The sequence below is a fragment of the Subdoligranulum variabile genome, assembly GCF_025152575.1.
In the GTDB taxonomy this organism is placed as follows: domain Bacteria; phylum Bacillota; class Clostridia; order Oscillospirales; family Ruminococcaceae; genus Gemmiger; species Gemmiger variabilis.
Map to the genome: position 1 here is coordinate 615,153 of NZ_CP102293.1, position 12,109 is coordinate 627,261.

At 51.0% G+C, this 12,109-nt stretch carries 17 protein-coding genes; 1 reads left to right on the forward strand and 16 read right to left on the reverse strand.

What is annotated here, in order from left to right; genetic code table 11:
* Positions 1–8: 8 nt before the first annotated feature.
* From NQ490_RS03130 to NQ490_RS03160, 7 genes are all read right to left on the reverse strand, one after another.
* Positions 9–437, reverse strand: a complete 429-nt coding sequence (locus NQ490_RS03130) for a hypothetical protein (protein WP_007047390.1) — start codon at positions 435–437, stop codon at positions 9–11.
* A gap of 149 nt (positions 438–586) precedes the next feature.
* The gene (locus NQ490_RS03135; protein WP_007047391.1) at positions 587–898 is read right to left on the reverse strand and encodes a hypothetical protein; all 312 of its coding nucleotides are present in this window, start codon (positions 896–898) and stop codon (positions 587–589) included.
* A 2-nt stretch (positions 899–900) separates the two neighbouring features.
* Positions 901–1,371: a hypothetical protein gene (locus NQ490_RS03140; protein ID WP_007047392.1), complete on the reverse strand. Its 471-nt coding sequence runs from the start codon at positions 1,369–1,371 to the stop codon at positions 901–903.
* Between the two features lie 26 nt (positions 1,372–1,397).
* Positions 1,398–2,540, reverse strand: coding sequence for a restriction endonuclease subunit S (locus tag NQ490_RS03145; protein WP_007047393.1), 1,143 nt, complete (start codon positions 2,538–2,540; stop codon positions 1,398–1,400).
* Complete coding sequence (locus NQ490_RS03150) at positions 2,530–4,032, reverse strand: class I SAM-dependent DNA methyltransferase (protein ID WP_007047394.1); 1,503 nt, start codon at positions 4,030–4,032, stop codon at positions 2,530–2,532. Before NQ490_RS03150 ends, NQ490_RS03145 begins: the two co-directional genes overlap by 11 nt.
* Positions 4,033–4,084: 52 nt before the next feature.
* Entirely contained in the window at positions 4,085–4,303 is a 219-nt protein-coding gene (locus tag NQ490_RS03155; protein WP_007047395.1) for a helix-turn-helix domain-containing protein, read from the reverse strand.
* Positions 4,304–4,576: 273 nt separating this feature from the next.
* Positions 4,577–5,014, reverse strand: coding sequence for a hypothetical protein (locus tag NQ490_RS03160; protein ID WP_007047397.1), 438 nt, complete (start codon positions 5,012–5,014; stop codon positions 4,577–4,579).
* 88 nt (positions 5,015–5,102) lie between these two features.
* Here NQ490_RS03160 and NQ490_RS03165 point away from each other — a divergent pair, with 88 nt between their 5' ends.
* Positions 5,103–5,354: a helix-turn-helix domain-containing protein gene (locus tag NQ490_RS03165; protein WP_320415301.1), complete on the forward strand. Its 252-nt coding sequence runs from the start codon at positions 5,103–5,105 to the stop codon at positions 5,352–5,354.
* A gap of 75 nt (positions 5,355–5,429) precedes the next feature.
* Here the strand turns inward: NQ490_RS03165 and NQ490_RS03170 are convergent, their stop codons facing one another.
* From NQ490_RS03170 to trpS, 9 genes are all read right to left on the reverse strand, one after another.
* On the reverse strand, positions 5,430–5,756 hold the full coding sequence (locus NQ490_RS03170) for a hypothetical protein (RefSeq protein WP_007047399.1): 327 nt from the start codon (positions 5,754–5,756) through the stop codon (positions 5,430–5,432).
* A 28-nt stretch (positions 5,757–5,784) separates the two neighbouring features.
* Positions 5,785–7,170: a relaxase/mobilization nuclease domain-containing protein gene (locus NQ490_RS03175; protein WP_050764700.1), complete on the reverse strand. Its 1,386-nt coding sequence runs from the start codon at positions 7,168–7,170 to the stop codon at positions 5,785–5,787.
* Positions 7,171–7,175: 5 nt separating this feature from the next.
* Complete coding sequence (locus tag NQ490_RS03180) at positions 7,176–7,457, reverse strand: plasmid mobilization protein (RefSeq protein ID WP_242654990.1); 282 nt, start codon at positions 7,455–7,457, stop codon at positions 7,176–7,178.
* A gap of 199 nt (positions 7,458–7,656) precedes the next feature.
* Positions 7,657–8,019 carry a TnpV protein gene (locus NQ490_RS03185; protein ID WP_007047402.1) on the reverse strand — a complete coding sequence of 121 codons (363 nt, stop codon included), beginning with the start codon at positions 8,017–8,019 and terminating at the stop codon, positions 7,657–7,659.
* A 30-nt stretch (positions 8,020–8,049) separates the two neighbouring features.
* On the reverse strand, positions 8,050–8,298 hold the full coding sequence (locus tag NQ490_RS03190) for an excisionase (RefSeq protein ID WP_007047403.1): 249 nt from the start codon (positions 8,296–8,298) through the stop codon (positions 8,050–8,052).
* Positions 8,295–8,558: a DUF6462 family protein gene (locus tag NQ490_RS03195; protein ID WP_007047404.1), complete on the reverse strand. Its 264-nt coding sequence runs from the start codon at positions 8,556–8,558 to the stop codon at positions 8,295–8,297. Before NQ490_RS03195 ends, NQ490_RS03190 begins: the two co-directional genes overlap by 4 nt.
* A gap of 264 nt (positions 8,559–8,822) precedes the next feature.
* Positions 8,823–10,328: a lysine--tRNA ligase gene (gene lysS / locus NQ490_RS03200; protein ID WP_007047405.1), complete on the reverse strand. Its 1,506-nt coding sequence runs from the start codon at positions 10,326–10,328 to the stop codon at positions 8,823–8,825.
* 63 nt (positions 10,329–10,391) lie between these two features.
* Positions 10,392–10,880, reverse strand: a complete 489-nt coding sequence (greA, locus tag NQ490_RS03205; protein ID WP_007047406.1) for a transcription elongation factor GreA — start codon at positions 10,878–10,880, stop codon at positions 10,392–10,394.
* A 120-nt stretch (positions 10,881–11,000) separates the two neighbouring features.
* Positions 11,001–12,011, reverse strand: a complete 1,011-nt coding sequence (gene trpS / locus NQ490_RS03210) for a tryptophan--tRNA ligase (RefSeq protein ID WP_007047407.1) — start codon at positions 12,009–12,011, stop codon at positions 11,001–11,003.
* Positions 12,012–12,109: the final 98 nt, after the last annotated feature.

The window sequence follows — 12,109 nt, forward strand, 5'->3', positions numbered from 1 at the left end:
ATATCGATTTAGTATCCCCGGAAATCATGCAATAACTCGCTAAGCTTATCATTTTTGCGGATAAATTCCATCAAGTAGTTTTCGTCTATCACAAATTGTTTATTACCTTGGTTAACCTTAGTTTTCGTCGCTAGTTTTTGCTTATTATCTACATCTGTAATCTGGAAACTATGGATTATTCTATTGCGCATTTCAACTAGTTCTTCAAAAGTACTTGCTATCTCGTAGTTTCCATCTTTGCAAATATTTTCTCTCAAAGCCGATTTTAGCTTCCCGGATTCCTTATCCACCAATTCATACCAGATGTAGGAGTCGCTAACACGCAATATATTTTCTATCACAAACGCATTATTGGAATTAAACACGCATAATGCTGTACCTAAAAGTTCTCGATAATGCTTTTCTGGAAGTGCCTGCCTTGTATAACTTTCGTACATTTCTTTTCTCTCCGGCTGCTTGGTATCATTGCCTCTTTTTCCTGTTCAATTCGGCCAGATATCAACTTTAGAATAGTCCGCCTCAATAAAGTTATCTTTCCTATTGGCGCGATTAAAGTTTTCTCTATTTAAAACTAGGATAAAAACAGTTACAAATATAAAATTGTACGTGCAAAATCCAAAATAATTTGGCAAATTGTATTTACTTGTAAAGAATAATCGTTATTCGAATTTGGTTGTTGAACAACGTTATTAATGCTTGTAAGGCATGTATTCACATCTACATAAGAAGAAATTATTTGCATGACTGAAAAAATATAGTTTATCCAAATACCAAAACTTTCCCCACTAACAGTATATGCAGGAGAAGTCATTCCGTACTTTACCGTAGGTTTCGTAGGCGCATCTTCTACAATTTTTGTAAGGGTATTTATAATCATGTTTTTAGTCTGGTAATCCATGCTTATTGTCCCCCTTTAGCTTCTCGATGAAAGTCATTTGCATTCGACTCTTGCTTTTTAACTTGTTCAAGCATCGTGTCCAGTTGGTACTTCCACTTTGCTTCGTCTAAACTTTGCTGTGTTTGCTCATGCTTTCGTTGAGCCACCTTTATTCCCTTTCCCTCAACTTCATAAATAAGAAGAAAAATCAAAATAATCCATACAAGAAACAGAATATTGTTTCCGTCAAATTTCTGAAAGAACTGCATAGACACACACTTATTCCAATTGACAAATACATAAATCGTTAGAGCCCCAACGATTGCGCCATGAAATATTTCGTAACGTAGCGAGCAGATTCTCTTTAAAAACTTTTTCTGCCATTGCGCTTGCTCAGTAAAGCAGAAGCGAACAAAGCTAAAAAATATAGCAATCATCGACAGTAAAATTGCCATAGCGCTAAGAATGATGCACTGCATCAGTTTATTTTCCATACATTACTCCCATTTATGCCTGTAGATCATATTTGAATTGTGGACAAGTCAATCTCACCAGACATTAATTTTGGCAGCAAATTATCACGAATCTTAGCCAGTCGTTTATTTTCGCGTTGATTCTCTTTAATTAATGCAAAACAAGGAGCTGCAATCGCATGGAATTTTTCCAATTCTTTATCGTCTGGTATAACGAATGGCATCGCTTTAATAATTTTCGAATTTACTGCTGTGGCGATAGATGATGTGCTACCCATTGTTTCAAAATTGAACGCCTTAAGGTAGCAGTACAAATACTCATTGATTTCTGGCTTATCTGTTTTGAAGTGCGCAATTGCTTCATTCGTAGTTACTTCTCCATCTGTAATAGCAACGCGGCCTACAGTAAGTTTGAAACTCAACAGCACAGTGTTATCAGGAACAACTCTGATATTAAATTTTTGGACAGCATCTTGGGTCAGATATTCCGAACTGTCTGCAATGTACAAACCGCTTGCCCCCATATCTGATATTGAAACCCAGACACAATCTTTGGAACATTCAGAAAACCATTCGGGCTCTTTCCGCGGAGGCGTTTTTCCGATAGAAATATCAAAACACTCATCTGCGCGGCAGGTATTACGAGCGGCATTTGGGGTATCTACAAACATTACATGATAAATAGCTTTAACTTGCTTCTGCAAATTATCGTTAATCTTATTGTTCAGTTCAATCTTATCATCCAATGCGCCAAGAATCGCCACTGTCTTTTCTTGTTCATCAATAATGGGGAGCTGTAGTGTGACTGCGTTCAAATTAGCTTGGCTGAGCTTAGGCTGGGCTGATCCTGTAATATATCCCGATAAATCCATACTGTTGATAAGATAGTGAAGGTACCGCAAATCACAGCGTTCATTTGTTTGCACAATATGTGCATGATTGTTTACCCAAAACTTTCCTTTGGCTATTTGGGCTATATTTTGCTTTTGGGATTTCAGATTTTCGCCATCTTCTGCAATCAGCAGATATGTGCCATCAAAAATATAATCATTTACATAATCAATGACGCCTTGTGCACCGAAATATCTATAAGTTCCGTGGCGTTCTGAACGCTGTTTTGCAGATAACGGAATTCTTTTTCGATCAAAGTTAATGGTGACTTCATCAAAGCGGAAGGTCTCATACTTCATACCCAATCGCCCCCAGTCGCTCCTTGATTTGCGCCTCCAGTTCGTGGGATTTCTGGAACAATCCCGACAACTCCTTGGTCAGGCGTTCCATCTTGTCCTCGAAGGGTTCGCCGTCATCCTGCTGCTCCTCAATGCCCACATACCGGCCCGGGGTAAGGATATAGTCTTGCTTGGCAATCTCTTCGGTGGTAGCCACGGCACAGAATCCTTTGACATCTTCCAGCTTACCATCTACGAAGGCATTGTAGGTATCGGCTAGCTTTTGGATGTCCTCATCGGTCAGCTCCCGCAGTTTTCGGGTGACCATGGTTCCCATCTTCCGGGCATCGATGAACAGGGTCTTGCCTTTCTGCTTTTTGTTCTTGGCCAGAAACCACAGCGAAACGGGAATCTGAGTGGTGTAGAACAGCTGGGACGGCATGGCTACAATGCAGTCCACCAAATCTGCGTTGATGATATTCTTGCGGATTTCACCTTCGCCACCGCTCTGGGAAGATAGAGAACCATTGGCCAGTACCATGCCAATACGGCCGTTGGGGGCCAGATGCCAAATCATGTGCTGCATCCAAGCAAAGTTGGCGTTGCCTGCAGGCGGCGTACCGTACTGCCAGCGCACATCGTCCAGCAGTTTTTCTTGGCCCCAGTCGGACAAATTGAACGGCGGGTTAGCCATGATGAAGTCCGCTTTCAACTGGGGGTGGCAATCATTAAAGAAGGTATCAGCGTTGAACTTACCCAGGTCGGCCTCAATGCCCCGAATGGCCAGGTTCATCTGGGCCATCTTCCAGGTGGTGGGGTTGGAGTCCTGGCCGAAAACCGAAATCTTGTTGATGTTTCCGCCGTGATTCTCGATGAACTTGGCCGACTGCACAAACATACCGCCGCTACCGCAGCAGGGGTCGTACACACGGCCATTGTAGGGCTGCAAAATCTCCACCAGCGTGCGCACCACGCAGGACGGCGTATAGAATTCACCGGCCAGCTTGCCTTCCTGCTCAGCGAACTTGGACAGGCAGTATTCATAGGTGCGGCCCAGGATATCCTTGCTGTCGCCATGCTCCATCATCTGGATATTGGTGAACAGGTCCACAACCTCGCCCAGGCGGCGTTTGTCCAGCTCCGGGCGGGCAAAGTTCTTGGGCAGGATGTCTTTCAGCCGTTTGTTCTCCTTTTCAATGCTGCGCATGGCCTCGTCAATGACCGTTCCGATCTCCGGCGTATGGGCCGCAGCGGCAATCACGCTCCAACGGGCGTCCTCTGGCACAAAGAAGATATTCTCGGCGGTATATTCGTCTTTATCCTCTTCAAATCCGTCGCCCTCTGCTACCAGTTCCTTATACTTGGCCTCAAACCGGTCAGAGATGTATTTCAAGAAAATCAGGCCCAACACAACAGATTTATACTCCGAAGCGTCGATATTGCCGCGCAGCACGCAGGCGGCGTCCCAAATCTGCTTTTCAAAACCAATGTTACTGGTGTTTTTATCTGCCATAGAATGTGTTCTCTCGCTTTCTTGTGTGTACTTGTTTCTGTGGTATGAAATGTCAGGTGCTATCCTTATCATCAGGTACAATTTCCATGATGTCCTCAATCCTGCAATTTAACGCGGTGCATATTTTCAAAAGGATTTCGGTTGTAACGTGGCCATTCTTTCCCATTTTTGTGATGGAAGCAGAACTGATTCCGGCTTTTGCACATAAATCTTTCTTCTTCATGTCTCTGTCAATCAGAAGCTTCCAAAGCCTTTTATAACTAACAGCCATAGAAAAAGTACCTCCCCCTCACAATAAAAAATGCCCTGCCTGGCAGCAGAGCATTTTTTCTTGCAGTCTTGCTGCCAATGGTCTATTCCAACACCTGACAGCGTTGTAATTAATGATAACATAATCAACAAGGATTCGCAAGAAAAATCATGCGTTTGCATGATTTTCCCGTGCTGATCACCACACACTGCAGCTGGTGATTATCTCTAAAAATTATCATGTTAGTTTCTGCACAAAAAGATACCACTCAATCTTTTGGCTTTGCATCTATGGTTATATAAGACTGCTCTGAAGCTTCTTTTTCTTTGCGTATTCAAACAACTTTTGGGTATTACTGCCTGGATAGCGAATATACGCAATAAGAAAATGAACATGATCTATAACATACCGATTTGCCTTTACAATAGCTACTCGTCGCGGGGTATTCTCCATCCCCTCCGGATAGAAACTACCATCAAAGCCCTCCGGGGCCTTAACTTTGTGCTCTGCCGGGTGGTATGGCAGTAAAAGCCAAAGGGATATTTCCGGGTGGATCTGCTTTGCAGTCACCAAAGCCCTTGCAGCCATACGATCAAAATTACCATAGTGTCCCACGATAAACTCGTTCACACCTAGTTCAGTGATATGCCGTTCAATTTCTTTTTGCAGCGCGGGATAAATACTCTCTGGAGCGTCATGATGGCCGATCAAGAAACAGCGCTTATTATCCACCCGAAAATCACCAACCCTTTTGAGTTATATTAACTCAAAAGAGTTAATCTTTTCAATAGCAAACGGGTATCATTTTCTTGGAAGTGAGGTGATACCCTTGAACATCGGTGAGGCGGTCAAAGAGCGCATTCTGGAACTATGCCAAGAGCAAAACATCTCCATCAATAAGCTGTGCAACATGAGCGGTGTCACCCAGTCTACCGTCAATAACATCATCAGCGGACGAAACCGCAGCGCCACAGTTTCCACCATCAAAAAGCTGTGTGACGGCTTGGGTATCACTATCGAGGAGTTTTTCCATTCCGACTTATTCAAGGATCTGGAACAAGAACTGAAATAGCAAACAGCCCCTACCTGTGCATCCATACACAGGTAGGGGCTGTCGTTTATGTCACGTTACAAGGTGGAAGTTTTCTTACAACTGCTCCGCGTCGATCCAGTCAATAATACCGTACACGTTTACTGCCAGAGTGCAGCGCCAGCAGGTGCGGTCACGGACCTTGGCAAAGTCGATGGTGCATTTGCGGGGCGCATAGCGTTCCCCAGCGCCGCGCCAGCAGGCCAGACGGATCTTCTCGCCGGTGTCCAGGTCGGTGAAGTAGCAGAACAGGCACATGCGCTTGCCCCAGGTGCGATGATCAAGGCGCAAGCGGAAAGTTCCGGCCTTTTCCGGGCGCTGATACCGCTGCAGGTTGGCTTTCATGCGTTCTTCATAAGAGGTCAAAATGCCGTAGGGATTCATAGTCGTTGTCCTTTCTGTGATTGGGTGATTATCGTTCTTTCTGGTGGGCGGTGCGCTGCTGCTCCCGATCATTCAACAGTTGGATGTTCTCCCGCATACGTTTGACACGGGCGGGAATTTGCTGGGCAGTTTTCAGCTCCTTTCTTGTTTCGGTGATCTGTTTGGTCAGTTCATCCTTTTCCGTGTGGAGAGCCTCGCACTCGGTCGGGTTACGGCAGCGGCGCAGTCGGTTACGGCACTTGGCGCGTCGGGCCTCCAGATCGCTCAGTTTCTGCTCCTGCTCCGATGTAAAAGCGGCTACGTCCTCCGCGGTATTCAGAGAATACCGTTCCAGAAGATGCAGCTGCTTTTCAATTTCCGCCCAGCGGCGGTAATCCTCCCGCATAGCCGGATGGGGCGGGCGGTAGTTGGGTGTTGTGGTAGGCAGCTTGCCCAGCAGATAGCAGTAATACAGGTAGGTGCGGTAGATCCCGAACGCCTCCATAATGGCCTTGCGGAAGTCCTGACGCAGCTTTTGGTAATGGGGATGCACCGGCGGATACCGCTTGTTGTAGATCTCCATGCGTTTGAATATCCCCATCGCATGATTCTGCTGGATGCGCTGGGCCATTGCCTGCGGGGTGTATTCCTCGCCCAGTGTTTTGAAGCGCACGGCGCGGCGCTCATGGGGCAGCTTGATAGTCGGGTATTTGTGGTTGGGATTGAAATCCACCTCATAGCCCATCTTGCGCAGGATACGAGGCAGATCGCGGGGCGTCTCGCTGCGCAGGATGGCCAGATCAATGTCCTGGCGCATGACGTTATACCGGGTAGGTTCTCCGGCTTTCTCGGCCAGATAGAGGTTACGGGGCACCCGGTGGGCGCCCTTTTTGTCTACCACCGAAAGCCCCTGCTCCCGGCACAGTTCATCCGAAGCGTCCTGCAGAGCGCGGTAGGTCTTTTTGCAGTCGTTGTACCGCTTTCCGTCCACGAAGGACACCGAGTCGATGACGAAGTGATTGTGGCAGCAGTCGGTGTTCAGGTGGGTGGCCACCAGCACCTGAAACCGGTCACCCCACACCCGCTTGGCTAGTTCCACCCCGATGGCGTGGCACTGCTTCGGCGTGACTTCGCCGGGACGGAAACTTTGGTAGGCATGGAAGGCAACCGTGCCGCCGGTCTTGCCGAACTGCTGTTTGGTCAGCTCCATCTGTTGGCGGGCGATCTCCGGGACACAGTTGACACCGCTGACAAACAGCTGACTTTCCCGGGTGGTCTTGGCGTCATTGGCGGCATACTTTAGCACGTCGCTCAGATCGTCCTTGCCTGCAGACAGACCGGTCAGGTCCGGCAGGCGGGTCTTTTCTTCATTTCCGGCATAGCGTATGACCGCATCCAGACGCCCTTTCACGGGCCAGATCTTGGTGACAGCCATCTTACTCATTCCTCCTTCTGCGGCACTGTAACAGCCCTCTGTATGGCCAGCAGCGTGTCCAGAATCTCCCGCTGCACCTCCGGTGTGTTGTCCTTGTGGTAGAGGGCAGTGAGAGCATCCAGCACCTGCCGATAGTCGGCGGTGGGCAGTTGGCGGGGCATCTGGTTGCGCAGCCGCATACGGATGTATTGGGAGAGGGTCAACCCGCATCGGGTGGCGGCCTGTTCAAACAGCCGCTTTTCTTCCGGCGTCACCCGGATGTTCATTTGCACGTTTCGAGTCAACATAATTTCACCTCCATATAGCAAAAGACCGGGCATTACTGCTCGGTCTTTGCATTGTTGCGTTGTTGGATTTTCGGGGGTCATAGGGGCTGCGCCCCTTGCCAGCGTCCTACGCTGGGGCGGCGTATGGCTTGCAAAAGCTATACAAAGCCAGTGCTCGTTACCCCTGCGGACAGGCGTTTTTGTACGGACTGAAAAGGAATCACTCCAGCGCGTCCCCGTACAGAAGGTCCGGCAGGACCGCTTCCTCGGCTGCATTCTTGATTGCATTCATGCGTCCTGCCCAAGTCAATGGATCGGCCCGTTTGAGGGCTTCATCCACGCCCTGCTGTCGGGCCATTTGCGCGATGGCATCTTCCACCATCTGCCGGGCCTCAGCATCCACATCAGCCAGGTGGCTGTGCAGCGTACCTTCCAGAAGCATGAGATCGAACAGGTCGGGACGCTGCTCCCGGAGGAACTGCCGCCACAGTTCTCCGTATTTGCCGATGGGGCGGGTGTCGGTTTCGGGGAGGATCAGATCGGGAATGAGATAGCCGTTGATCTCGGTGTAAGTCAGTTTCATGGTGTGCCTCCTTCAGCACTCTTGAGTTCCTTAATTGCAATCATCGCAGGTGCTTTCTTTGCGTTGCTCTCTCAAATACGATTCAAAAATGCTCCTGCGAATCAGTACCTTCGTCCCGATTTTATAAATCGCACCAGCCTCATGTGCCATACGGGTTAGAGGCTTCAGCCCCAGACCGTAATACGCACAAGCCATGGTATAAGTAACAAATTCATGAGCCATGAACTCCAAATCTTCATCATCAATCTGATCTGAAAACATCCACACATTTCCGCTCATTCCGCATCACCTTCCCGGTATTTGCCGGTAGCCGGTTCATGGAAGCGTTCCAGATAGGCATCGAATATCTCACGATTGATCAGGACGGTGCTGTCAATCCGAAAAATAGCGCCTGCATCGCTTGCCAGTTCCAGCAGCTTCTTGTGGGACAGACTGTAAATCAGTTCGGCCTGCTGATAGCGAATACACTCTCTGCGCAGTTTCCGCAGTTGATCGGGAACTTCTTTCATGCTTTTAATCGGTTTGTATTGCTCTTTCATATAAGGTGCCTCCTGTTTTGATGGTGGGAATGTGTGGCAAAAGTTGACTGCAAACAAAAAAGCACTTCTTAGAAATCTTCTGAGAAGTGCTTTTGGGTTTAATCCAAACCTGAGATTTGAATTGTCTGAAATTCACAACCGTTCGTGTGAATGTGTGATTCCTTGAAATTTTGCTGTCAAATTGCTGTCACAACGAGCTGTACATCACGCAGCAGGCACAATATATAGTGTTTTTCCTTTTTAGAATATCTATATAGCGTGTTTTTACTGATCGATGGGCTTCATGGTGGGGAAGAGCAAGACGTCACGGATGGACGCCGAATCGGTGAGCAGCATAACCAGACGGTCCACACCGAAGCCCAGGCCGCCCGTCGGGGGCAGACCATACTCCAGCGCGGTAACATAGTCGTAGTCCACCTGAGCCTTGCTGGCCGGGTCGATCTGCTTGCGCTCGGCCACCTGACGCTCGAAGCGTCCTTTCTGGTCGATGGGATCGTTCAGCTCACTGAAAGCGTTGCCGAACTCGGTAGCGTTGATGAAGTACTCGAAGCGCTCGGTGATGGCCGGATTGCCAGGCTTGCGCTTGGCCAGCGGGCTTACCTCCACCGGATAGTCGTAGATGAAGGTGGGCTGGATGAGGTTCTCCTCCACGAAAGCATCGAAGAACTCCGCCAGGATGGCTCCCTTGGTGGGGATCTCCGGCAGTTCCACATGATGCTCCTTGGCCAGGGCGATGGCCTCCTCGTCAGACTGGACGGCGTCAAAGTCCACGCCGGAATACTTCTTGACGGCCTCGGTCATCGTCATCCGCTCCCAGTGGGAGAGGTCAATATCCTTGCCCTGATAGGTGATCTGCAGGCTGCCGCAGACCTTCTGGGCCACCGTCTTCATCATCTCTTCCACCAGGTCCATCATGCCGTGGTAGTCGGTGTATGCCTGGTAGAGCTCAATGGTGGTGAACTCGGGGTTATGCTTGGGGTCCATACCCTCGTTGCGGAAGATACGGCCCACCTCGTAGACCCGGTCCATGCCGCCCACGATCAGACGCTTGAGGTAGAGCTCGGTTTCGATGCGCAGGACCATATCCATGTCCAGCGTATTGTGATGGGTCAGGAAAGGACGGGCCGAAGCACCGATTTCGAAGGGCGTCAGGATGGGAGTCTCCACCTCCAGGAAGCCCTTGCCGTCCAGGAAGCTGCGCAGTTCCCGCAGGATCGCGCTGCGTTTGATGAAGGTCTGCTTCACGTCGGGGTTGACGATCAGGTCCACATAGCGCTGGCGGTAACGGGCCTCGCGGTCGGTCAGGCCGTGGAACTTCTCCGGCAGGGGCAGCAGGCTCTTGGACAGCAGCGTCAGCTCATTGACGCGCACCGAGATCTCGCCCATCTTGGTGCGGAACACCTCGCCCCTGCAGCCGATGATGTCGCCGATGTCCAGCTTTTTGAACGCCGCATAGGCTTCATCACCCAGCAGGTCGCGTTTGACGAAAATCTGGATGTCCCCCTTCTGGTCACGCAGATGGGCAAAGCTCGCCTTGCCCATGACGCGTTTGGACATCATACGGCCCGCCAGCGTGACGATCTTACCGGTCTCGGCTTCGGCTGGCAGGTCGGCGAACTCGGCTTTGAGGTCGGCCGAGTATGCATCCTGGGGGTACTTGGTGATGACGAAGGGGTCATGACCAGCGGCACGCAGGTCGGCCAGCTTCTGGCGGCGGACCGCCGCCTGCTGGGTCAGATCCTGCTCGGTCTGGGGCTTGTTCTGCTCCATGAGAGATCTTCCTTTCTGTTCCAAATACAAACAGGGGCAGGTATTCCCCGCCCCTGCCTTGTTTTACTTCGAGCGCGAAACGGCCAGCACCTTGTACACGATGATGCTGCCGTTGGGCAGGGTAACGTCCACCTCGTCACCGGCTTTGTGGCCGATCAGCGCGGCGCCCACAGGGCTCTCGTCGCTGATGCGGTTGAGGTTCATATCCGCCTCGGTGGAACCGGTGATGTCGTATTCTTCGGCCTCGTCCGGATCATCGCCCTCGGCGAGGATCTTGACGCGCATGCCGATGGAAACGGTGTCGTTGGACAGCTCGCTGTCATCGATGATGCGGGCCACTTTCAGGGTCGCCTCCAGGTCGGCGATGCGGGCCTCCACGATGGCCTGCTCCTCCTTGGCGGCGTCATATTCGGCATTCTCGCTCAGGTCGCCGTAGCCGCGCGCGACCTTGATCTTGTCCGCCACCTCTTTACGTTTGACGGTGCGCAGTTCGTTCAGATCCTGTTCCAGCTTCTTGTAACCCTCGCGGGTAACGACGACTTCTTTAGCCATGCTCGATTCTCCTAACTGATACGCGATAGTAAAAGTTGTGCGGCCCGCAAAAGAGCCGCACCAATTCAAATATTATATCGGCTCCCGGCCGATTTGTCAAGGGTTTTGCGCTGGGGCGCGTTATTTGTCCAGCTGCAGCAGGCCCACCTTGCGGTAGACTTTGCTTACCGTCCGGTTGGCAATGCGAGAGGCCCGCTCGGCACCGTTCTTCAGCACACCGTCCACATAGGCCTTGTCAGCCAGGATGCGGTTGTACTCCGCCTGCACCGGAGTCAGCGCGTCGGCTGTGACTTCGGCCACCGCCATCTTGAAGTCGCCATAGCCCTTGCCGGCGAACTCCGCCTCGATCTCCTCCATCGTCTTGCCGGTGAAGGTGCCGTAGATGGCCATCAAATTGGACACGCCCGGCTTGTTCTCCCGGTCAAAGCGGACCACCCCGTCGGAGTCGGTGACGGCACGCTTGAACTTGCGCACAATGGTGTCCTTGTCATCGGTCATGAGGATGAAGGAGTTGACGTTGGTGTCGGACTTGCTCATCTTCTTGGTGGGTTCCGCCAGCGACATGATCTTGGCACCGGATGCCGGGACATAGCCTTCCGGCAGGATGAAGGTATCACCGTAGACGCCGTTGAAGCGGTTGGCGATGTTGCGGGCGATCTCCAGATGCTGGGTCTGGTCCTGCCCCACCGGCACCAGGTCGGCATTGTAGATCAGGATGTCCGCCGCCATCAGCACCGGGTAGGTGAAGAGGCCGCCGTTGACATTGTCGGGATGCTTGGCGCTCTTGTCCTTGAACTGGGTCATGCGGGAGAGCTCACCGAACTGGGTGTTGCAGGCGAGGATCCAGGACAGTTCACAGTGCGCAGGCACGTGGCTCTGCACAAAGAGGACATGGTTTTCCGGGTCGATGCCCACCGCCAGCAGCAATGCGGCCAGCTCGCGGGTACGGCGGCGCAGATCCGCCGGGACCTGACGCACCGTCAGCGCGTGCAGGTCGGCAACCATATACAGGCAGTCATAGTCGGGCTGCAGCAGGGCCCAGTTGCGCACCGCGCCGATGTAGTTGCCCAGCGTCGGCGTACCGGTAGGCTGAATACCCGAAAGAATCCGTTTACGTTTTTCTTCTGCCATAATTTCCACCTTCTATAAATACGCGGACCACGGCGGTCCGCTGTAGTATCTACTATTCAATCACACGCCGGGCGCTTTGTCAACAGAAATTGCCCGCA